The organism is Mixta tenebrionis (assembly GCF_006517625.1).
GTDB lineage: Bacteria > Pseudomonadota > Gammaproteobacteria > Enterobacterales > Enterobacteriaceae > Mixta > Mixta tenebrionis.
In genome coordinates this window covers 70897-93011 of record NZ_VHQI01000009.1, presented here as the reverse complement: position 1 = coordinate 93011, position 22115 = coordinate 70897, and the positions used below count along the sequence as shown (strand labels likewise).

The window sequence follows — 22115 nt, the reverse complement described above, 5'->3', positions numbered from 1 at the left end:
GCCGCCCCCTGGTTAATAGCTTTAAAAGCCCGCACAGATGAAAGGGCGCATCGCTTCGCTTTTATCCACTCTTCTCCGAATGCCGGGATTGCGCCTGAATTTATCCCTGAGGAGAAAAAAGTGAAAAAAATACTGGCGGTTAGTTTGCTGACGCTGGCTTAATCCTTGCTGTTACTGATAGGAAAACGTCACGCTGGCTAACGCGTTGGCCGATCCCGGCGTCAGTTCGCCCGTGCGGATATAGCGCGCCTGAAACGGTAAAGAGAGCCTTTGCGCCTGGCCAGTGCGCTGAATAAAAAACTGGTTGGCGGTGCCGCGCGCGGCGCTGTCCGGGCCGAGCTTTAACGGCCCGGTGCCGTTATAGAAGAACTCCACGCCTACGCCCGCCGCGGTAGAATCGCCGGTAAGCGAAACCACCGTCGATCGGTTATCAGGATTGCTTTGATCGGTGACGACCGCGTTTAAGGCAATATTTTCATCACAGTCGACATCAATAGTAAAATTCGCCGCCGGCGAAGTGCTGCCAATGGCGGGCAGTTCGCGCAGGTTGATATTGCCCAGCTTCAGATCGACGCTGTCGGTATCAACGGTACAGCCAGCGGCTTTTACGATAAAAGTAGTGGGATTGATATAGACATCAGCCATGGTACTGACGTTGGCGCTGTCAATGGCCGTTAAGACCGCAACGTGGATCAGCGGCGATCGATGCGATCCCGACTGTAATTTTTCGCCGGTTTTAACAAAGGTCACTTTTATCGACCAGCCAAGCGAAGGTGAATAGCCAGGGGCGGCGTCGTCGGCAGGAAAGGTCTGCACTTGCGCCATTTGCAAAGGCATATAGTGGGTGGCGTTGTAGTCTTTTACCGCCACGATATAGCCTATTCCCGGCACGCTGGTTTCAAACACGTTATAGCGCGCGCCATTTAGCGTTACGGAAAATCCGGCGGATTGAATCGTGCTTGATGGTTCTACCGTGCCTGTCGCGCAAACAAAAATAAAGTCGCACCAGATAACCTCAGCAACCTCCATCGTTTCAGTCCAGGTTACGCCCATAATATTACCCGGTGTCGTGGCTTCCGCCGGAGCAGAATAGTACAACGGCAGAGGCGATAAGGTGATATCGGTAAATTTGTCCATGGCGGAAGCGCCGCCGTTTAAGCCGAACCATAGCGTCAGCAAGCGAAAAAATAAGCGAAAAGAGAAGTTATTCATTGATACTCCAGCATCCAGGTGGCGACAGCAGAAACCGCTCCCGCATTGACCGTTGTTTCTGTAGCAACCATGCGCGCGTAAAATTTAATCTGTACGCTGTCGTCCTCCGTCAACTCATAGGCAGGGGTTAGCGTATTTAGCGCGACGGGGTTTTCATTGCGATCCAGCAGCTGTATTGCCACGCCGCTGGCTCCGCCTTCATCAACCTTAATGTACTGCGGGTTTTTTTGATCCGGCGTGGCGATAAACCGTACCCTGACGCCGCGGAAGGTAGATGAACACTCTTCCAGGTTAATCACAAAGGATTTGCCGGGGCTGACCCGGCTACCGGAAGTCGTGAAATTACGCATGCCGATCTCGCCTAACGGCACATGAATATTTTTGCTGTCTGCGGCTATGGTGCAGCCGTTGCCGACAATATTTCCGCTGGCGGTAATCAGCGTGTCGTAAGCCTGCACGTAACCGGGGAGGGCGCCAAGCAGCAGGCCTGCGAATAGTAGCTGGCGGCTTAGCGACATATCAGCTCCTGTGAGTAGAGGCCGGTGACGGAGCGATAATGTTGCCCGCTAAGCTGGTAGTCTGCGATGCAGGATTTATCAGCCCCCCGGCCCCAGACGGCCAGCAGTTTTCCCTGTTTCGGCAGGCCGGATAAATAGAGGCTGCCGCCGTCGCCGACGATACCGGTATGGGACTTTTCATCCTGTAGCGTAACGACTGAGCCAAACGGCAGAACGCCATTCTGGTGCCGCAGTATAAACATCGCTTTCATTCCCACCCGTACCGGTATCGTCGCTCTGACCAGCGCGCCTTCAGTGGGAGCCTTATTCACGATCGCATCGTCTATTTCCACCTCATGCCCGGCAGTGGTGATATCCATTTCAACGCGGTTAAGCTGGTATGGCGTGGCGTAGGGGATCACGGCGTAGCCGCGCCCGTCGGTTTTTATCCCGCGGTAGTGTTTGATACTGACATGAGCGGCGCCAGGGGCCTTGATTAAAATATTGGTATTGCCCAGCGGCTGGCTGAGCGTAACGCCGTCGTCATGCAGAACCACTCCGCCGCTGACGCCGTAATTATATTGTCGGGAATGGGGCGAGTAGCCATAGCTGAGATAATAGTCGCCCGTCGCCCCGCGATATTGCATCGCTATATCCCCGCCATATTCCCGGCGTGCGTTATAGCGCTGATTAAGGTTATAGGTAAAATTATTCTGTTCCGGCAAATGGCCGCTCACGCCGGCGCCCTGTACGCTGCCGTTAGCGGCTGACCAGCTATGGGAATAGCGCAGGCGCGTCAGATTAGCGGGCTTGCCGAGGGCGACAGAAAGAGACAGCGCGATGATATTATCTTTTTTACTATCGAACAGCATGGTGCTTTGCTGATAGTTGACGCCCCAGGTCAGGTTGCGCAGCGTGTTATGCCAGGCAAACTGCATACTTTCCGTTGCGTTGTCGGTGTGCCAGTAGGTCTGCTTTTCCCATGAAAGCGATAGCGTGCCAAGGCGCTGAAGCGGATGTGAAAGTAAAACCTGGTTTTTCGCCTTGCGCGTCAGGCTCAGATTATGGTTATTCTGGTAATTCGAATCCGCATCGTCATCGTCATTGACGGATAAGGTGTTTTCGCTGCCGGTCATCTTTTTATAGGTGGTGTCGTTCAGGGTATAAAATCCTTTGGTAGAAAAACGCCACGAATAAAAGTTGATGCGGGTGCCCGCCTGATAAATTAATTTATTGTAGCGCAGGCGAATAGCGTCGCCGTGAAAGGTATTGCCGTTCGGCAGCTGGCTGATGCTGTGAGTCGCATCCAGCGCAAAGGCGCCCAGTTTTCCCATATTTTGCCCGGCGCCCAGCGCCATACCGGTATAATTAGAAGAAATTTGTGCTCCGCCGTAAAAAGTCAGCCCGTAACGCCAGCCGTAAAAGGCTTCGCCGTGGAAGAAAAAAGGATCGTTTTGATTATTTGACGGACGAAAGCGCCCCAGGCCCAGTGAATATTTAAACTGCCCCGTGCGAATCAGGTTAGGGTTGCTGGCAAAGGGAATGCTGTATTGCTTTTCGCTGCCGTCTTCTTCCTGAATGGTGACGATTAAATCTTCGCCGGAAGAGGCCGGATAAAGATCCTGTAAAATAAACTCACCCGGCGGCACCGAAGTTTGATAAACCATGTTGCCATTCTGACGTACCGTTACAATGGCGTTGCTGTTGGCAATGCCGCGAACTTCCGGAGCATAACCGCGCAGGCTGGCGGGCAACATATTATCATCGGAGCTAAGCGCAAGGCCGCGTAAAGCCACGGCATCGAAAATTTGCGTTGAGGTATAGGTTTCACCAAGCGTTATCTGCGATCGTATGGCCGGAACGTCACGCTGTAGCCATGAACGGATATGCGTCAGCTGCGTCTTTGCGCCGCTGCTGCTGCTCAGGGTAGAGTAGTCGCGCAAACGCCACGAGCCCAGATTTATGCCGCTGTTCAGGCTGGTGAAAAGGCGATTTTGCCGTACGCGCCTTGTACCACGGGACAGGCTGTGCGTGCCATTAGCGACGTAATTAAGCCAGGCGGAAGTAATGCCATTTTCCCACAGCTCCGGGCTGACATAGCCGCGCGGCAGCTTTTTTATATAGCGCTGCGGTACGCTAAACCTGAGGTGAAGGTTGTTTTGATCGAAATTGAAGGTAACGCCTGGAAAGCGCTGCGCGAGGAAATAACAGCGCTGAGGGCCGGCGCTGGCCGCTTCCGGCGCCTGACTGACATCGATGCCCGTCATGGCGAGCTGTTCTGGCGTGATACAGGGCGTGAGGACTTTTTCTCCCTGCTGCTGGCGCATTTTTAATAGCACTTTTCCGGTAAAGGCGTAGTTCTCATTAATAAATACCGTAACGTCATAGCTGCCGGGCGGAAAATCTAACCCTGCCGTTATCCAGCTCAGATCGGCGCTATGTGCATTTTCTCCATTTAAAAAGGCGGGATTAAAGCGCCAGCCGCTCTGCGCGCAGGCGCTGGTTCCGACTAATGATAAATTAATCAGAACAAACAGGACTCCTGGCTTCACAATGGTTTTACTTCCTTGTTCAGGCAATTTTAACTCAGAGAACGCGTCAGCGTGTGGTTAATTGTCGAGTCACCTCGGCGGTCCAGGCGCCATAGTCATTGATGGTGCGATAGGAAAATTGCTGCGCCTGCGTGAAGCTACCTTCCAGCTCGGCCTCGCTTTTCGGCGCAAGCATTAGCGGTTTCATCGTTTTGCCGTCCACTTTTAATTCAACAAGGGTAATGTAGTAGGGCGTGGGATTTTTTAAGCTAATACGGTTGCGGTGCAGATTGCCGCTAATCATCTCCCAGGCTTTATCTGCCTGGTCAGCCAGGTTCGCCGGCCGGTAAAAGAGCTTAATCCGGCTGGCCGAGGCGAAGTGCAGCACGTTTTTTTGCGTATCATCCGACATCTGAGGGATCGCTTTTGCCGTCAGCCAGTAGAGCGTTTCGCGATCCTGACTGGCAGGTTCGCCGCTAAAGATCACTTTCAACGCATTTTCTGAAGAGGGTTTTAATACAAACAGCGGAGGAGTGATAACAAAGTCGTTGCTGCGATCTCCCTGTTCATTCTCTATCCATGACTGAATAAGAAATGGATCTTCTTTGGTGGTATTTCTGACGCTTAATGAGGCTTGTTTAGCCGAACTTAAATAGACCATCCTGGTGACGCTTAATCCTACTCCGCCAGCTTTTGCCTGCGGCAGAGGAAGAAAAGCAGCCAGTAACAAAATGACGGATAATAACCGCATAGTTCATTCCATTGCATATATAAAGAAAAGTCCGATCTTGCGATCGGACCGGCCAGTCAGGCATAGGTAAGGGTATAGGTTGCCGTTGCGGTGATACTACCTGCCGTCGCAGTGCCTGTCGGCGAAATGAGCGTGGCCTTAAAGGTTAACGGCGTAGCCGTGGGGTTCAGGCTGACGGATTTGGACGCCGCGCCTAAATTCAGCCTTGAACCATCCGTATCATAGAAGCGGATAGCCACCTTTCTGGCGGCATCGCTGGTTGCCAGCGCAGTAGCGTCAGTTGAATCCGGCGTGCCGTTAAAAGTGACCACCACGTTCTTTAACACGGAGTTATCACAGCCGTTTAAATTAATGGTGAAGCTTTTTTTGATCGGCGATTCGCTGTTGGCTGCCGCTAACGTTTTACTCCCTACCGATCCCATATCAATATTTAAGGCAATGCTGTCGCTTGCGATCACGCAGGCTGATTCCACGATGCTGCCGGCGAACTCTACCGTTCCGGTATTAGCCTGAGCTGCGCCAGCGCTGAGAAACAGCGTTGCCAGAACCGCAGTTAAGATTTTTTTTGACGGCAGATATTTTTTAATTGTGGTGTCCATTTTTTTCCCTTTAACAGTCATGCTCCCGACAGGCGGTGGTTTAATGGCTCAGAAAAACCAGTAAATCCGCCTTGTTTTTCAGCCCCAGCTTCCTTGTTGCTGAGACTTTTAAGGCGCTCACGCGGTGGTAAGAGAGCTTCTCTTTTTGCGCGATCGCCGTTAATGAGTGGCCGCTTTTTAGCCCATATAAAATTTGCCACTCCGCCTGGGTAAGATGAAGGCGAGGCGCGGCATATTTATTGGGGCGCCGAAAATCTTTTAAGATGCTTGCCGCTTTTGCCTGCCAGACGGGCATCGCATCTTTTAGCGAAAAAAATGCATCTATATTGTTTCTTAGCCAGTGCGATGGGATATATTCTTCGGAGTAGAGGCATATCATCAAATCCGGGTAATCTTTTTTTATTTTTTTCAAACAGGCTAAGCAGCTGAAGCCTGGCTGTCCCGCTATATTTTCTGAGATGAAGAGTAAGTTGATATGCCACTTATCCAGAACCATATGTAAAACATCATAGCTACGGACTGATGCTTTGATGGTGATGTTTTCATCTAATTCCAGTAAAAGCGCGGCAATGCCCTGACGAGTGAAGTTATTTGGGTCCAGAATCGCAATATCTTTACGCTCTCTCAGGCTAAGCATCATTTTTTATATTACCCCCTCACGCCCTGTGATTAATGTAATGTTTTTATTTCTCCAATCAATAAAACGTCAATCCGCGCCATTAAACAGAATATAATTTTAAATTGATTGGCTAATCATCTTTTTTAAAATAAAACGCACTATAAATCATCAGATTTTGAAGTTTTTCACTGTCATTGGCATGGGAAATTGGTTTTCTCTAATGTTTACTGTCTGAAGGTAGTATCAGATATTTTGCTGAAAATTCCTAAGAAAATAATGGAACTCACTATTTTTATTAGGATTTATCCATTATGCGTTAATGGAAATAAATCTTTAACTTTAAGTAATTGTTCTTGTAAATATTAAAGTATTCTCATATTAAAGGCGGCCGTTTTACTGCGTTATGCGCGGCGTCGAAGGCCTTGCCAGACGAGCGTGGCACAGCCGCCGCCGCATCAGTCCGCTGTCGCCGCCCTTTAGATAATTCGCATAGCGTTCAGTCGGATTAATCTTCCACGAAGCTGGAGATGGCATCAGGGGCGGCGCGGCGATCGCGACGTAACCACGGCGCTTGTCAGAGCTAACCTTGATCTGGCGTGCTGCTTTTTTTCCGTCGCGGGGCGAATAGCTGGCAGAAAGTCGCTAAGCTGAGGCAAGTGAAAGCAAGCAGAAGAGAGACAATATGGCAGATATCAGACTTATTGCTGTCGATATGGATGGTACTTTTCTCAATGATGAAAAGCATTATAACCGCGAACGCTTTCAGCAGCAGTATGCGCAGCTCAAAGCGCGTGGCGTTCGTTTTGTCGTCGCCAGCGGTAACCAGTACTACCAGCTACGCTCTTTTTTCCCGCACGTCGCGGATGAAATCGCTTTTGTGGCGGAAAACGGCGCCTATGTTGTTGAGGCGGGAGAGGATCGCTTTGTTGGTGAATTCGCGCGCCAGGATGTGCCGAAGGTGCTTGATACTCTGACGCGCGGCGGCTATCCCGATCTGAACTATGTGCTCTGCGGCTATCGAAGCGCCTGGTATTTTGCCGCCACACCTGCGGCCTATATAGAGAAAATGCGCCGTTACTGCCATCGTCTGCAGCCGGTAGCGCGGCTGGAAGAGATTGATGACCGCCTGTTTAAATTCGCCCTTAATCTCTCTGATGAATATGTGCCGACGCTGATGGCCGATATTGAACGCTATCATGCCGGCGTGGCGACCGCCGTGACCAGCGGCCACGGTTCCGTCGATTTGATTATACCCGGCCTGCATAAGGCCCACGGGCTGCGGCTTTTGCAGCAGCGCTGGGGCATTGATGATTCGCAGGTGGTGGCCTTCGGCGATGGCGGCAACGATTTAGAGATGCTGAGGCAGGCTGGCTTCGGCTTTGCTATGGCTAATGCGCCGGAGCGGGTGAAGCGCGCGGCGCGCTACCAGGCGCCCGACAATAACCATGAAGGCGTGCTGGATGTTATTCAGCAGCTGCTGGATGGACGCTATCCTTTTGATTAAGCCGTACGGCGCCAGGCCTGCTCCAGCATCCAGCGCAGCTGGGCTTTATCATAGCTAACCAGCGAATTTTTACTGTTGGCGCGCGCGACTATCCAGTCGATTTCTGCCGCGCTTAGGGCTGTCTTCCGCTGCCAGAACGGGAAAATAGCCTGCTCTTGCAGCCACTGGCTTAGCTGTCCGGCAGGGGAAGGGTGAGGCGCGCCAAACAGCGCCAGCTGAAGCTCGGCCATGAGCGCCTGCTGCTCCGGATGCGTACTGTTATCCAGCAACCTCAGGAACGGGAACAGCAGGCGCCCGCAAACTTCGCCATGATGTTCTTCTTTAATCGCGCCCAGCTCGCCGGCGATGCCGTGGATTACGCCCAGGCCCGCCATACTCAGGCTCAGACCGCCCAGCCAGGAGGCCAGCAGCATCGCCTCGCGCGCTTCATCACCCTGCCGATCCTGACGATTAAGCGCGGGCCAGGCGGCGACAAAGTGCCGCATGCCGTTAAGCGCCGTTTGACGCGTAAAAAAATTCCCTTTTGCTGACAGCCAGGCTTCAAACAGATGAGTAAACGCATCGATAGCGCAACAGGCCAGGATCTTGTCCGGCGTGGCGTCCAGCAGACTGGCATCAAGGATAGCGACCTGTGGAACAAAACTGGCGTGGCGCAGGGATGCCTTCACTTTAACCTCCGCCTGGTCGGTAACCACGGCGTTTTGCGTCACTTCGCTGCCGGTTCCGGCGGTAGTGGGGATAGCGATCAGCGGCAGCGTCGCGCCGCTGATCGGGGTATCGCCCACTTTTTCCAGATAGCGTAGCGTCTTCAGCGGATGCTGGCTGACGGCGGCGAAAGCCTTTGCCGCATCCAGCACGCTGCCGCCGCCGACAGCAACCACGCGTTCAGCCTTACCGCGCCAGCGCGCCACCCAGCGATCGATATCGTCCGGCGAGGCCTCGTGCGTGACGATCTGCTGGCCGATCAGCAGCGGCTCCAGCTGCGCGCTCATGGCGGCGTAATGAGGCCCCTTGAGAAAAGATGCGCCGCAAAACAGCAGGGTAGGCAGCGCAGGCTGTTGCAGCAGCGGAAGCAGTTGTTGCAGGCTGCCGCGTCCGAAGAAGGTTTGCCGGTTGGCGATGGTCTGGCTGATTAACACGTTTATCTCCGCAGCGCTATGATTGAAATGGTGAACGGCCATCCTGTTGCGGCATAACGCCGACAGATGTTAACGCCAAGATAAAAATTTGATCGCCTTCGCAGAACGGTAATTCTGCCTGCGGGCCGCATTCCCGCCGCAAAACGTTACCGTTAACATGTTATCGGTAACAGCAGGACGCGGCTTGCCCGTCGGCTGCTCTGTTATCGCGATGGCTAATGCGCAACGTAGCACAAAAGCAGAGGCCTTTTCCTTAGCGGTTATTCCCCGGAGAAATAGTATGCCATTAGTTATCGTTGCGGTAGGAGTTGCTCTCCTGCTGCTGCTAATGATTCGCTTCAGGCTTAACGGATTTATTGCGCTGATTCTGGTTGCGCTGGCGGTAGGTATGATGCAGGGCATGCCGGTCAACAAGGTTATCGCCTCGATTAAAACGGGCGTGGGAAGCACGCTGGGCAGCCTGGCGCTTATTATGGGCTTTGGCGCCATGCTGGGCAAACTGCTGGCCGACTGCGGCGGGGCGCAGCGAATCGCCACTACGCTAATTGCGAAGTTTGGGCGACGCTATATCCAGTGGGCGGTAGTACTGACCGGCTTTACCGTCGGGTTTGCGCTGTTTTATGAAGTGGGATTTGTTCTGCTGCTGCCGCTGGTGTTCAGTATTGCCGCCTCCGCTCGCGTACCGCTACTTTATATCGGCGTACCCATGGCTACGGCGCTCTCCGTTACCCACGGCTTTCTGCCGCCGCATCCGGGGCCAACCGCTATCGCCACGCTGTTCAATGCCGATATGGGGAAAACGCTGCTGTTCGGCACGCTGCTGGCGATACCGACGGTCATTCTGGCCGGGCCGGTCTATGCACACTTCCTGAAGAATATCGATAAGCCGATTCCGCAGGGGCTGTATAACCCAAAAACTTTCAGCGAAGCGGAGATGCCCGGCTTTGGCGTAAGCGTCTGGACCGCGCTGGTGCCGGTAATCCTGATGGCGCTGCGCGCCGTTGCGGAAATGCTGTTGCCAAAAGGGCACGCTTTACTTCCCTGGGCAGAATTCTTTGGCGATCCGGTGATGGCTACGCTTATCGCCGTGCTGATTGGCATTTTCACCTTTGGTCTGAACCGTGGACGCAGCATGGAAGAGGTGATGGAGACGCTGACGGACTCGATTAAGATCATCGCCATGATGCTGTTGATCATTGGCGGCGGCGGGGCGTTTAAGCAGGTGCTGGTTGATAGCGGCGTGGATAAATATATTGCCGGCCTGCTGCATGAAACCAACGTCTCGCCCATTTTTATGGCCTGGTCTATTGCCGCCGTGCTGCGTATTGCGCTGGGGTCAGCTACCGTGGCGGCCATCACGGCAGGCGGCATTGTGGCGCCGCTAATCGCCACCACCGGCGCCAGTCCTGAACTGATGGTTATCGCCGTCGGCGCGGGCAGCGTGATCTTCTCGCACGTTAACGATCCGGGTTTCTGGCTGTTTAAGGAGTATTTTAACCTGACGATTGGCGAAACGCTGCGCTCCTGGTCGGCGCTGGAAACCATTATTTCGCTGTGCGGCCTGCTTGGCTGCCTGCTGCTTTCCGCTCTGCTGTGAGCGTCAAAAGCGGCTAAAAATCGGGGTCACGCGGCGGTGACCCTTTAACTTAGTGTGGTTGCCGGAAGCCAGCCTTGATCAGCTGCTCGCGTAGCGCATGGGTAATGTCGCGATTGCCGCCGGTTATCGGGTAGATCACGTTGTTAACCACATCATCCAGATAGTGCTCTTCAAACTCCTGCAGCGAGAGTTGGGCTCCACCCTCATCGTTGATGGAGATAGAACCTTTGATATGTCCGCCGGCATTTTTCGCCTTCAGGCAGTATCTGCCCATACAGGTATTAAGCGTACTCATAACGCCTCCTTTTGACAGGTTAAGAAGCGGAGCCGTAACGCTCCCTCCGGGCTGCGCTATAAGTTTAGCGTTGTTTTTTTGTACAGAGAACGCGGCAATACAAAGTGCGCGCCACAGTACGATCCGGCTCGCAGAAATGCAGAATTTACAGCCTTAACTATACTTAAGCGACAGGTGCCGCTGCGGTTGCCGCTGGCACGGCGCGCTGTGCTAAAGCCGGCAGCGCAGGGAAATTTACTTAAGGGCCGGACCAATATCATGGCGGCCGGGCAGGGGAGAGAATGGAATGAAAATTATACTGTGGATTATCGCCATCATTTTTATTGTTGGTCTGCTGACGTTAACCGGCGTGTTTAAGATTTTGTTCTAGTGCAATCAGGCGGCGCCATAAATGAGGTGCCGCCTGAATTGCGCGTTAGCATCTGCTGCGTTGATCAAAAGTAGCACGATTAACTGAACCAATTTCTGTATTAGGTAGTAAATCCTGCGGAGTGAAAGGTTTAAAACAATAAGCACATACCGCACCATGGTGAAATTTCCCTTTCTGATCTCCAGTGGTATAGCGAAACCGTTTACTACCACAGGCGGTACATCTGACTTTCATGACCATCCTTATCTTCCTTACTGCTGATACTGATTTCGCGGCGGGAATATCTTAGCAAAAACTCAATAAAGATCTATAAATTTACTTTATGTGTTTGTCGGGTGTATGGTTGACAGTAAAGTGATGAAAATTAAAACAATTTAATGGCTTTCTTTGGTTGTTTGCATTTTTTTAGCTGAAAAATAGTGTGATTCAATGATATTTATCAAGATTTAGTAAGATATTTTTCAGTGGTTGACGTTTTTTTATCTCTTAAAATCCAGTGTTCTTAATAAGAATCTATGGCGGCAAAATGAACAATTGATGAGATTTTGTGAATAAGAGCCGTGGGGCACAGCTTGAGAAGATATAGAGTTAATAAGTAACCGCATGCATCGGGGCGCGGAGAAGGGACGGAAAAAGGTCTGCTTTCATTGGTCGGTGAAACAGGCGCAGCGTGACATCCACGTTGGTGTAGAGATTTTATTTTACATTTCGGTCAGGCAAGAGCTTAACAGGGCGTTAACTCTTATAAAACGCTTATTTTTTAGCAGCTTAAAATAAAAAACAGCCTAACTGACGCAGAAATGGCGAGCAAATCTGGTGGTTTTTAACGGCGATAAAAGCGCCCGTCGTGAAAAAATAGCGATATTTATCACTTTTTCTTCACGGCGCACTGGACAAAAGGCGCAGCAATTGCTGTACTTAACCCCGACACAGTTTAGTGTCCATTTTTCATGTAAAGGTAATATAGATGTCCAAGATCAAAGGTAACGTTAAGTGGTTTAATGAGTCCAAAGGATTCGGCTTCATTACTCCGGAAGATGGCAGCAAAGACGTATTCGTACACTTCTCTGCTATCCAGAGCAATGGTTTCAAAACCCTGGCTGAAGGTCAGCGCGTAGAGTTTGAAATCACTGACGGCGCAAAAGGCCCATCTGCTGCTAACGTTATCGCTCTGTAAGTTAACAGTCAGAATTTTAAAAACCCGCCTTCAGGCGGGTTTTTTTTTCGGCTGTCGTTAGCGGTATACATAAAGAGCGACGAAAAAAATCAGCGACAGGCCGCTCAGCACTACGGCGAAGAGTTCGGAAAAGCACAGCGGCAGCAGATCTTTCATGAGGGGGTTCTCCTTCTGGTCTGCTGCTTATTTTGTCAATGCAAGATTAAGAAAACATTAATTGTTGCATTGCGGCATATAAAAGAATTTTCTCACCTTTTGTCGACTCGATTCCCTTGCCTTTCTGCATCAGCTACGTCTATAACTCTGATTAAGCTTATGCATTCGCTGGTTTCCCGGAGTCACTATGCACATTCGTCCCGCCCTGGCTGAAGACAGTTTTTCCCTTATCTCGTTATTAAATGAATTAGGCTATGGCGATACCGGGAGCTTTATGGCGCAGCGATTACAGCAGCTGATGGCCGATCCCGATGAATTATTGTTAGTAGCCGAAGATCGGCAGTCGGTGCTGGGCTTTTTATCGCTGCACTTTATTCCGCAGCTGGCGCTGGCGGGAGACTTTGCCCGCATCAGCTATTTCTGCGTGGCGGAAGGGGTGCGCAGCCAGGGCCTGGGGCAACAGTTACTGCAGTATGCTGAACAGCAGGCGCGCGAGCGGGGTTGCGATCGAATGGAGGTGCACTGTAATGAAACACGCATCAAAGCGAATCAGTTTTACGCGCGCGAAAACTATCTGGAATCGCCGCGCTATCGTATTAAGTCGCTGCAGCCCTGAACGGGCGGCTGGCGGGCGCCTGCTGCCCGGCTGGATAAAAAGGGGCATAGCGCCATGAAAGTCGCGATGGGACAGTTTGCCGTGGCGCGAGAATGGCGGCAAAACGCCGCTACCTGCCGTTCTCTGATGCGCCAGGCGCACGAGGCGGGGGCCGTGCTGCTGGTGCTGCCGGAAGCGATTCTGGCGGCGGATATTAACGATCCGGGGCTGGCGGTAAGAGAGGCGCAGCCGCTCGACGGGCCTTTTTTAACGCAGCTGCGGCAGGCGAGTCAGGAAGGCGCGTTAACCACCATCTTCAGCATGCATATTCCTGACGGACCGCAGCGCGCCGTTAACGCGCAGATCGCACTGCGGCAGGGAGAGATTATCGCCCGTTACGATAAGCTGCATCTGTATGATGCTTTTGCCATGCAGGAATCAAAACGGGTAAACGCCGGTAACCGGGTGCCGCCGCTGGTGGACGTCGGCGGTATGAAAGTCGGCATGATGACCTGTTACGATATTCGTTTCCCGGAGCTGGCTCGCCGGCTGACGCTGGATGGCGCTGACGTGCTGGTATTACCTTCCGCCTGGGTACGAGGCCCGCTAAAGGAGCATCACTGGGAGGTGCTGGCTACGGCGCGTGCGCTGGAAAATACCTGCTACCTTATTGCCGTGGGGGAATGCGGTGCGCGCAATATCGGCAACAGTATGATTGTCGATCCGCTTGGCGTAATTATCGCCCGCGCGGCGGAGGAGCCGGCGCTGGTGTTTGCCGAGCTGGAGGCGCAGCGTCTGGCCAGCGCGCGTCAGCGGCTGCCGGTACTGGCTAACCGCCGCTTCGCGCGCCCGCAGCTGGACGCTGAAGGCTGAGCGGCGCCCGGCCTTTCGGCGCAGGCGGCGCGGCCGGTAAAATTAGCACTCTGTTACATGTCGCTGTTGTATTAAGCAGCGTTCTGCGCGTTAATAGCGGCGGTTGTCTTCGGTTAATGTAAGAAGGTGTTATGGAAGGTATCAGTATTGCCAAATTACTGGTTATCGGTGCGCTGATCGTACTGCTGTTCGGCACAAATAAGCTTCGTTCGCTGGGCGGCGATCTAGGCGCTGCCATCAAAGGCTTTAAAAAAGCGATGAAGGATGAAGATGGCGCGGCGCCTGCGCAAGCAGAAGAGCTGCCGGCCGAGCGCGTTAGTCACAAAGAGTAATCCGCGCGCGATATTAGGTTACAAGATGTAACGGTGTACCGACTGAAAGCCAGCTTTTGCTGGCTTTTATCATATCGGCGCGAAAAAAACGCAGCTGTCAGCTGCGTTTTTGCTGTCAGCTGCGTTTTTCCTGGCGCGCGGCGCGTATTATTTTACTTCCATCCCTTTCGCCTGTAGATCGGCGTGGTAAGAGGAGCGCACAAAAGGCCCGCAGGCCGCGTGGGTAAAGCCCATCGCCAGCGCTTCGGCTTTCATTTCATCAAACTCCGCCGGGCTAACGTAGCGCTGAACCGGCAGGTGGTGACGGCTTGGCTGTAGGTACTGGCCCAGCGTCAGCATGGTTACGCCGTGGCGCCGCAGATCGCGCATGACTTCCACAATCTCCGCGTTGGTTTCTCCCAGCCCTACCATCAGGCCCGATTTAGTAGGGATTGACGGGTGCGCCGCTTTAAAACGCTCCAGCAGCTGCAGCGACCATTCATAGTTGGCGCCGGGACGCACCTGACGATAGAGGCGCGGCACGTTTTCCAGGTTGTGGTTAAACACGTCCGGCGGCGTCGCGGTAAGGATATCAAGCGCGCGATCCATACGTCCGCGGAAGTCAGGCACCAGCGTTTCGATTTTAATGGTTGGACTTTTTTCGCGAATGGCGCTGATACAGTCGGCAAAGTGCTGCGCGCCGCCGTCACGCAGATCGTCGCGGTCGACGGAGGTAACCACCACGTAGCGCAGGCCCATATCGGCAATGGTCTGGGCCAGCTTGCCCGGCTCGTTGCTGTCAGGGGTTAACGGACGTCCGTGCGCCACGTCGCAGAAGGGGCAGCGGCGGGTGCAGATAGCGCCGAGGATCATAAAGGTCGCCGTGCCATGGTTAAAACATTCCGCAAGGTTAGGGCAGGAGGCCTCTTCGCAGACAGAGTGCAGACCGTTTTTACGCATCGCCGCCTTAATCCCCTGAATGCGGCTGGAATCGGCGGGCAGTTTGATTTTCATCCATTCCGGCTTGCGTAATAACTCCTGACGCTCGGTGACGACGGTTTTCACCGGGATTAACGCCATTTTATCTGCGTCGCGATACTTAACGCCGCGTTCCATCTGAATCGGTTTACTCATAATCTTGCAGCTTCCAGGTTGGATTGCAGTTTGAAAACAGGCCGTAACTCTTTGAGCTATTTGCTTTTTCAACTTGATTTGTAAAAAACGCAAAAATTATATCACTTCGCCGCCTGACAAACAGCCTGCCGAGTGCGGAATGGGTTGCTGAATTGTAAAATCGCACGCAGGGTTACAACAGATCAAGCTGCTGCGCCGGCTGCCAGCTTGCCGCTTCAATCTGCAGCTGCTGCAGGAATTTTTCCACCAGCAGCGGCTGCACCTCGTCTGGCGTGACGCCCGCGCGGAAAGCGCTCAGCTGGGTCATCTCCAGCCCGGCGTAGCCGCAGGGATTAATACGCAGAAAAGGCGACAGATCCATAGCGACATTCAGCGCCAGACCGTGAAACGAGCAGCCGTGACGGATACGCAAACCGAGAGAGCAGATCTTCTTGCCGTCAACATAGACGCCGGGCGCATCCGGGCGGGCGCTGGCCGCTACGTCGTAATGCGCCAGCGTCTCCACTACCGTTTGTTCCATTGCCGTAACCAGCTGGCGCACGCCCAGCCTGCGCCGCTTCAAATCGATCAGCACATACATCACCTGCTGACCCGGCCCGTGATAGGTAACCTGACCGCCGCGATCGCTCTGCACGACCGGAATATCGCCCGGCATCAGCAGATGCTCAGCTTTCCCGGCCTGGCCCTGGGTAAAAACGGCAGGATGTTCTACCAGCCAGAGCTCATCTGGCGTATCGGCGTCGCGTCGATCGGTGAACTGATGCATAGCAAGCGAGACGGGTTCCCAGGGGCGCAGGCCCAGCTGGCGAACAATAAGAGAAGGCTGTTGCAAAACGTACTTTCCGCTTCAGAGAAAGAAGTCAGTATAACGCTGGCCGTGGGCGAGCACTACCCGCCCTGACCGCGGAAACGCGTTATAACACCATGCGCACAATTTCAATTTTGCCCAGCTCTTCATAGAGCGTTTCAACCTGCTCGATATGCGTTGCGGTGATGGTGATGGATACGGAGTGGTAGTTGCCTTTACTGCTGGGTTTTACCTCAGGCGTATAGTCGCCGGGCGCATGACGCTGCACCACTTCCACCACGTGATCGACCAGCTCCGGTTGCGCCAGCCCCATCACTTTATAGGTAAAGGAGCAGGGGAATTCGAGCAGTTCATTCAGTTTGGTTTTCATAGGGACTCCGGTGCTAAAAAAGACTCCCGCCGTAGCGGGAGTGGACAGATAACAGGTTTATATGGGCGCAGACCGCCAATATCAACCAGAACTGGCGAAGCTTAGCCGAACCAGTGGTGGAACATCAGCCGGATATAATCCACGATACGGCTAAAGAAGCCGCCTTCCGGCACTTCATTCAGCACTACCAGCGGACGCTGTTCAATGGTTTTGCCGTCCAGCTGGAAGTTAATGGAGCCGACCACCTGGTTTTTTTGCAGCGGGGCGTGCAGCTCGGTATTGCTCAGCACATAGCTGGCCTTCAGATCTTTCATCCGGCCGCGCGGAATGGTCAGATACATATCTTTATTCACGCCGAGCTGAACGCGATCGCTATTGCCGAACCAAACCGGCTCGGAGGCAAATTCTTTTCCTGCCTTCAGCGGCGCGACGGTTTCAAAAAAGCGGAAGCCCCAGGTGAGCAGCTTTTTACTTTCAATCTCACGCCCCTTATAGGTATGGCCGCCAAGAACTGCCGAGATTAGGCGCATCTGGCCTTCGGTGGCGGAGGCGACCAGGTTGTAGCCGGCGGCAGACGTGTGGCCGGTTTTGATGCCGTCCACGTTCAGGCTGGTATCCCACAGCAGGCCGTTACGGTTCATCTGGCGGATATTGTTAAAGGTAAACTCTTTCTCTTTGTATACCGCATATTCGTCCGGCACGTCGCGGATCAGCGCCTGACCAATCAGCGCCATATCGCGCGCCGAGCTGTACTGCCCCTCGGCATCCAGACCATGTACCGTCTGAAAGTGGGTGTTTTGCAGCCCCAGCGCCTTAACGTAGTTGTTCATCAGGCCGACAAACGCATCCTGGCTGCCCGCCACGTAATCCGCCATCGCCACGCAGGCGTCATTGCCGGACTGCAGGACGATGCCGCGCGTCAGCTGTGAAACCGGCACGCGATCGCCCGGTTTCAGGAACATCAGCGAGGAGCCGCGAAAGACCGGGTTGCCGGTGGCCCAGGCGTCCTGGCCGACGGTAACGATATCATCCTGATGGATTTTGCCCGCCTTGACTGCCTGACCGATAACGTAGCTGGTCATCATTTTGGTCAGGCTGGCCGGATCGCGGCGCGCGTCGGCGTTTTTTTCCGCCAGCACTTTCCCGGAGTTGTAGTCGATAAGGATATAGGCTTCCGCATCAATGTCCGGTACGCCAGGGATCATGGTTTTAAGATTAATATCTTCAGCTAACGCGGCCTGGCTCAGGCTCAGGGCAATCACGGTGCCCGCCGCCAGGCGCTTAAAATAGTGACAGGGTTTCAGCGTATTCATGTTAGGGACAACAACATCCGTGGAGGTTAGTGAGAAAAGTGCCTTACTATAACAAAAGGCGTTTTTACAGGCATCCAACTTTGCGCCAACAAAGCGGCCAGAATTCTGGTTTCGGGCCGGCGTGGCGCAACGTTGCTGCTTTTACGCTTTATATGCCGCCGTCAGCTGCGGTGATAAAGGATTGTTGATTCGCTTCGCTCTGCAACCGCTGCTGCAGCGCCGCCGCCTGCTGGCGCGATGAGAACGGCCCCAGCTGTACGCGATAAAGCGCGCCGTTATGAACCACCTTGCCCGGCACGCCAAACTGCGCTTTCAGCTTATCGGCCCACTGACGCGCACGTTCGGCATCGCTTAAGGCGCCGACCTGCACCACATAATTACCGGTGGCCGGCGCGTCGACGCTTTCGTTTGCTGGCGCAGCGACAGGCGGCGGTTCGCTGCCTTCCAGCACGCCCGTCGGCAACGGTCCCGGCGCGCCGAGGAGGCCGCTGCTGTGTACCGGCGCGCCCATTTGATCTGCGCCGCTAAGCGTACTGTTATCGATCGGGCGCACGCTCTGCGCTGGCGTGGCGGCAGGAGCGGCAGCGCCGCCCATAATGGTCATCCCGCCGCTGAGATCGGGACGTGCAGGCAGCGCATAGCTCTGTTTCGCTACCACGGTGCCGATAGTGCCGGGGCCGGAAAGCGAGCCGTCCGGCGCCACCTTAATATAGTCCACGCGCACGCGCGTATTGTTTGAGATATTCAGCCGATTGCCCGCGGCACGGGAAAGATCGATGATACGTCCCGGCGTGTAGGGGCCGCGATCGTTAACGCGCACCACCAGCTGCCTGCCGTTGGCAAGGTTGGTAACGCGCACATAGCTCGGCAGGGGCAGGGTAGGATGCGCGGCGGTTAACGCTTCAGGATCGAAGTTTTCGCCGGTGGCGGTGCGGGTGCCGTTAGCCTCTTCGCCATACCATGCTGCAAGGCCGGTTTCGCTATAGTTGGCGGGATCTTTAATAATCCGATAGCTCCTGCCGTTAACGCGGTAATCCTGGCTGGTGGCGGGATTTATCGGCTCGTAGCGCGGCTCGACGCCGCCAATTTCCACCACCGGGCCATTATAAGCCGGCGGCTGTTGCGGCGCCGACGTCTGCTGTTCTGTCACAGTACAGGCGGCCAGCAGCAGCGAGGCTGCACCCACCCAAAGCCAATCCTTACGCATCAAGAGCCTCTTAAACGCTTTTAGACAACAATTTTCGGTGAGTGTGGATAGACATGACAATGCCAAATCCCGCCATCAGAACGATCAACGCTGAACCCCCGTAGCTCACCAGCGGCAGCGGTACGCCGACAACCGGTAAGATACCACTTACCATGCCGATATTAACAAAAACGTAAACAAACAAAATCAACATCAGGCCGCCCGCCATCACGCGGCCAAAGGTGGTTTGCGCCCTGGCGGCGATAACCAATCCGCGCATAATCAGCAGCAGATAGAGCGCCAGCAGAATAAGCACGCCGACCAGCCCCAGCTCTTCCGCCAGTACGGCGAAAATAAAGTCGGTGTGGCGTTCAGGCAAAAACTCCAGCTGTGACTGTGTACCGTGCAGCCAGCCTTTACCGCGCAGGCCGCCGGAGCCGATAGCGATTTTAGACTGAATAATATGATAACCGGCGCCCAGCGGATCGCTCTCCGGATCGAGCAGCATCATAACGCGGGCGCGCTGGTAATCGTGCATCAGAAAGAACCACAGTACCGGTATAAAGGCGGCCACCAGCAGAACGGCGATGCCGATCAGCCGCCAGCTCATGCCGGCTAAAAACAGCACGAACAGGCCGGAGGCGGCAATCAGAATTGAGGTGCCGAGATCGGGCTGCGCTGCTACCAGCAGCGTCGGCACGAAAATCAGCACCAGCGCGATGCCGGTATTTTTCAGCGTCGGCGGACAGATATCGCGGTTAATAAAGCGCGCCACCATCAGCGGCACGGCAATTTTTGCAATTTCCGACGGCTGAAATCGCACCACGCCGAGATCGAGCCAGCGCTGCGCCCCCTTACTGATATGGCCAAAGGCGTCCACCGCCACCAGCAGCACCACGCATACCAGATACAGATAGGGCGCCCAGCCTTCATAAACGCGCGGCGGCACCTGCGCCATCGCCACCATTACCGCCAGCCCCATAAAGATCTGGCCGACTTTTCGCTCCATCATGCCGGGATCCTGGCCGCTGGCGCTCCACATAACGAAGGCGCTGTAAAACAGCAGGCAGGCAATAATAATCAAAAACAGCGGATCGATATGAATCCTGGTCCAGATCGACTTTTTCTGCGGGCTATCGTTCATGGACATCGTTATTCACCTTCATAACCGGGCGGAGTCGGCGCGGCATCCGGCAGCACCGTATTATTATCGCCTAACATAATGTGATCGAGAATCTGACGCATCACGGTGCCTACCGCCGGGCCTGCGCCGCCGTTCTCCAGAATCATGGTGACGGCCACGCGCGGCTTATCATAAGGAGCGAAGGCGGTCATCAGTTTGTGATCGCGCAGATGCTCCGCGATTTTATGCGCGTTGTAAGTTTCGTTCTCTTTCAGCCCGAAAACCTGGGCGGTGCCCGATTTCGCCGCAATCTTATAAGGGGCGTTGTCGAAGCTTCGGTGCGCCGTGCCGTTAGGCCGGTTCGCTACGCCGTACATGCCATCTTTAGCGATCTCCCAGTAGCCGGAGTGGATATCGCCGATAGGCACGGCAGGCGGCTGACGATAGGGCACCAGCTGATTGTTTTCGCGCGTGGCGCGCAGCAGGTGCGGCGTGCGGATCACGCCGTCGTTAATCAGGATCATCAGCGCCTTGTTCATCTGCAGCGGCGTAGCCGTCCAGTACCCCTGGCCGATGCCAACCGGAATAGTATCGCCCTGATACCAGGGTTTTTTAAAGCGCTTCATTTTCCATTCGCGCGTCGGCATATTGCCGGGATTCTCCTGCGGCAGATCGATGCCGGTGCGCTGGCCATAGCCAAACTTACTCATCCATTCCGACAGACGATCGATGCCCATATCATAGGCGACCTGATAGAAGAAGGTATCGGCGGATTCCTCCAGCGATTTAGTGACGTTCAGCCGGCCATGCCCCCATTTTTTCCAGTCGCGATAGCGTTTTTCGGAGCCGGGAAGCTGCCACCAGCCGGGATCGAACAGGGTGGTATTACGGGTGATTACCCCCGCGCTCAGCGCCGAGACGGCTACATAGGGTTTGACCGTCGAGGCGGGCGGGTAGGCGGCCTGGATGGCGCGGTTATAGAGCGGACGGTTTGCGTCCTGCAACAGCGCCTTGTAATCCTTACTGGAAATGCCATCGACGAACAGGTTAGGGTCGTAGCTCGGCGTGGAAACCATCGCCAGAATTTCGCCGGTGCGCGGATCGCTGACCACTACGGCGGCGCGGCTGCCCGTCAGCAGGGTTTCGATATATTGCTGTAGTTTCAGATCGATCGACAGCCAGATATCGCGTCCGGCCTGCGGCGACTGCTCATGCAGCTGACGAATGACGCGCCCGCGGTTATTGACCTCTACCTCTTCGTAGCCGGTTTTGCCGTGCAGCACATCTTCATAATAGTTTTCAATGCCCAGCTTGCCGATATCGTGAGTAGCGGCGTAGTTAGGCCATTTGCCCTCTTTATCGAGGCGTGCGACGTCGCGATCGTTAATTTTCGACACGTAGCCGACCACGTGCGTCAGCGTCTGGCCGTAAGGGTAATAGCGACGCTGATAGCCTTTTACCTCAACGCCGGGAAAGCGATACTGGTTAACGGCGAAGCGCGCCACCTGCACATCGTTCAGCGCCGTTTTCAGGGCGATAGAGGTAAAGCGACGCGAGCGCTTACGCTCTTTTTCAAAGTTTTCGATATCGTCGTCGGTGAGATCGAGAATAGGCCGCAGTTCCTGCAGCGTCTGTTTGAGGTTATCGACCTTCTCCGGCACCAGCTCCGCCTGATAAATCGTGCGGTTCAGCGCCAGCGCGACGCCGTTGCGATCGTAAATAATGCCGCGGCTTGGCGCCACCGGCACCAGCTTAATGCGGTTCTGGTTGGAACGGGTGCTGTAATCATCGAAGCGTAAGATCTGCAGGTGATACAGATTGACCACCAGCACGCCGGAAAGCAGAAGAATACCGACGAAAGCCAGCAGCGCTCGCCGTACGAAAAGGGTCTGCTCGGCAGTATAGTCACGAAAAGAGTTGCGTTGAGATTTCATCCGCTGTTTGGTTGTCCGGTT

22 protein-coding genes are annotated in these 22115 nt (G+C 54.3%); 7 read left to right on the top strand and 15 right to left on the bottom strand.

Annotated features, from left to right (window positions below; translation table 11 throughout):
- Nucleotides 1–171: 171 nt before the first annotated feature.
- From FKM52_RS15215 to FKM52_RS15190, 6 genes are read right to left on the bottom strand one after another with little or no spacing between them, the layout of a single operon-like run.
- Nucleotides 172–1212: a fimbrial protein gene (locus FKM52_RS15215; protein WP_246085538.1), complete on the bottom strand. Its 1041-nt coding sequence runs from the start codon at nt 1210–1212 to the stop codon at nt 172–174.
- Complete coding sequence (locus FKM52_RS15210) at nt 1209–1730, bottom strand: fimbrial protein (RefSeq protein ID WP_141177018.1); 522 nt, start codon at nt 1728–1730, stop codon at nt 1209–1211. Before FKM52_RS15210 ends, FKM52_RS15215 begins: the two co-directional genes overlap by 4 nt.
- On the bottom strand, nt 1721–4261 hold the full coding sequence (locus FKM52_RS15205; protein ID WP_246085537.1) for a fimbria/pilus outer membrane usher protein: 2541 nt from the start codon (nt 4259–4261) through the stop codon (nt 1721–1723). The genes FKM52_RS15210 and FKM52_RS15205 overlap by 10 nt, the downstream gene beginning before the upstream one ends.
- 46 nt (nt 4262–4307) lie before the next feature.
- The gene (locus tag FKM52_RS15200; protein WP_141177017.1) at nt 4308–4991 is read right to left on the bottom strand and encodes a fimbria/pilus periplasmic chaperone; all 684 of its coding nucleotides are present in this window, start codon (nt 4989–4991) and stop codon (nt 4308–4310) included.
- Between the two features lie 56 nt (nt 4992–5047).
- A complete protein-coding gene (locus FKM52_RS15195; protein WP_160250565.1) occupies nt 5048–5590 on the bottom strand; it encodes a fimbrial protein in 543 nt (180 codons plus the stop codon).
- A gap of 40 nt (nt 5591–5630) precedes the next feature.
- Nucleotides 5631–6230, bottom strand: a complete 600-nt coding sequence (locus tag FKM52_RS15190) for a helix-turn-helix domain-containing protein (protein ID WP_141177015.1) — start codon at nt 6228–6230, stop codon at nt 5631–5633.
- Between the two features lie 661 nt (nt 6231–6891).
- On the opposite strand from FKM52_RS15190, the gene FKM52_RS15185 reads away from it, so the two are divergent.
- A complete protein-coding gene (locus FKM52_RS15185; protein ID WP_141177014.1) occupies nt 6892–7713 on the top strand; it encodes a Cof-type HAD-IIB family hydrolase in 822 nt (273 codons plus the stop codon).
- Here FKM52_RS15185 and FKM52_RS15180 read toward each other — a convergent pair.
- Nucleotides 7710–8852 (bottom strand): iron-containing alcohol dehydrogenase, encoded by a 1143-nt coding sequence (locus FKM52_RS15180; protein WP_244316861.1) that lies wholly within the window; start codon nt 8850–8852, stop codon nt 7710–7712. The genes FKM52_RS15185 and FKM52_RS15180 overlap by 4 nt on opposite strands.
- A gap of 280 nt (nt 8853–9132) precedes the next feature.
- Here FKM52_RS15180 and gntT point away from each other — a divergent pair, with 280 nt between their 5' ends.
- A complete protein-coding gene (gene gntT, locus FKM52_RS15175) occupies nt 9133–10449 on the top strand; it encodes a gluconate transporter (RefSeq protein WP_141177012.1) in 1317 nt (438 codons plus the stop codon).
- A gap of 49 nt (nt 10450–10498) precedes the next feature.
- Here gntT and FKM52_RS15170 read toward each other — a convergent pair whose 3' ends face one another.
- Complete coding sequence (locus FKM52_RS15170) at nt 10499–10744, bottom strand: hypothetical protein (RefSeq protein ID WP_141177011.1); 246 nt, start codon at nt 10742–10744, stop codon at nt 10499–10501.
- A 286-nt stretch (nt 10745–11030) separates the two neighbouring features.
- Between FKM52_RS15170 and FKM52_RS22280 the strand changes: the two genes are divergently transcribed.
- The 5 genes from FKM52_RS22280 (at nt 11031) to tatE (ending at nt 14247) form a co-directional block, all read left to right on the top strand.
- Complete coding sequence (locus tag FKM52_RS22280) at nt 11031–11114, top strand: small membrane protein YohP (RefSeq protein WP_442897173.1); 84 nt, start codon at nt 11031–11033, stop codon at nt 11112–11114.
- Nucleotides 11115–12081: 967 nt separating this feature from the next.
- Nucleotides 12082–12291: a transcription antiterminator/RNA stability regulator CspE gene (gene cspE, locus FKM52_RS15160; RefSeq protein ID WP_038627478.1), complete on the top strand. Its 210-nt coding sequence runs from the start codon at nt 12082–12084 to the stop codon at nt 12289–12291.
- 343 nt (nt 12292–12634) lie between these two features.
- The gene (locus tag FKM52_RS15155; protein WP_141177009.1) at nt 12635–13063 is read left to right on the top strand and encodes a GNAT family N-acetyltransferase; all 429 of its coding nucleotides are present in this window, start codon (nt 12635–12637) and stop codon (nt 13061–13063) included.
- Nucleotides 13064–13117: 54 nt separating this feature from the next.
- Nucleotides 13118–13915 carry a deaminated glutathione amidase gene (locus FKM52_RS15150; protein ID WP_141177008.1) on the top strand — a complete coding sequence of 266 codons (798 nt, stop codon included), beginning with the start codon at nt 13118–13120 and terminating at the stop codon, nt 13913–13915.
- A gap of 131 nt (nt 13916–14046) precedes the next feature.
- On the top strand, nt 14047–14247 hold the full coding sequence (tatE, locus tag FKM52_RS15145) for a twin-arginine translocase subunit TatE (protein WP_141177007.1): 201 nt from the start codon (nt 14047–14049) through the stop codon (nt 14245–14247).
- Between the two features lie 147 nt (nt 14248–14394).
- Here tatE and lipA read toward each other — a convergent pair whose 3' ends face one another.
- From lipA to mrdA, 7 genes are all read right to left on the bottom strand, one after another.
- The gene (gene lipA, locus FKM52_RS15140; protein WP_141177006.1) at nt 14395–15360 is read right to left on the bottom strand and encodes a lipoyl synthase; all 966 of its coding nucleotides are present in this window, start codon (nt 15358–15360) and stop codon (nt 14395–14397) included.
- Between the two features lie 172 nt (nt 15361–15532).
- On the bottom strand, nt 15533–16192 hold the full coding sequence (gene lipB / locus FKM52_RS15135; protein WP_141177005.1) for a lipoyl(octanoyl) transferase LipB: 660 nt from the start codon (nt 16190–16192) through the stop codon (nt 15533–15535).
- A gap of 82 nt (nt 16193–16274) precedes the next feature.
- Nucleotides 16275–16538 (bottom strand): DUF493 family protein YbeD, encoded by a 264-nt coding sequence (gene ybeD / locus FKM52_RS15130; protein ID WP_141177004.1) that lies wholly within the window; start codon nt 16536–16538, stop codon nt 16275–16277.
- A gap of 101 nt (nt 16539–16639) precedes the next feature.
- Nucleotides 16640–17851, bottom strand: a complete 1212-nt coding sequence (gene dacA / locus FKM52_RS15125) for a D-alanyl-D-alanine carboxypeptidase DacA (RefSeq protein WP_141177003.1) — start codon at nt 17849–17851, stop codon at nt 16640–16642.
- Nucleotides 17852–17999: 148 nt separating this feature from the next.
- Nucleotides 18000–19058: an endolytic peptidoglycan transglycosylase RlpA gene (gene rlpA, locus FKM52_RS15120; RefSeq protein ID WP_141177002.1), complete on the bottom strand. Its 1059-nt coding sequence runs from the start codon at nt 19056–19058 to the stop codon at nt 18000–18002.
- A gap of 10 nt (nt 19059–19068) precedes the next feature.
- Nucleotides 19069–20181 carry a peptidoglycan glycosyltransferase MrdB gene (gene mrdB / locus FKM52_RS15115; RefSeq protein ID WP_141177096.1) on the bottom strand — a complete coding sequence of 371 codons (1113 nt, stop codon included), beginning with the start codon at nt 20179–20181 and terminating at the stop codon, nt 19069–19071.
- Nucleotides 20182–20189: 8 nt separating this feature from the next.
- A complete protein-coding gene (gene mrdA / locus FKM52_RS15110) occupies nt 20190–22094 on the bottom strand; it encodes a peptidoglycan DD-transpeptidase MrdA (RefSeq protein WP_141177001.1) in 1905 nt (634 codons plus the stop codon).
- Nucleotides 22095–22115 lie beyond the last annotated feature (21 nt).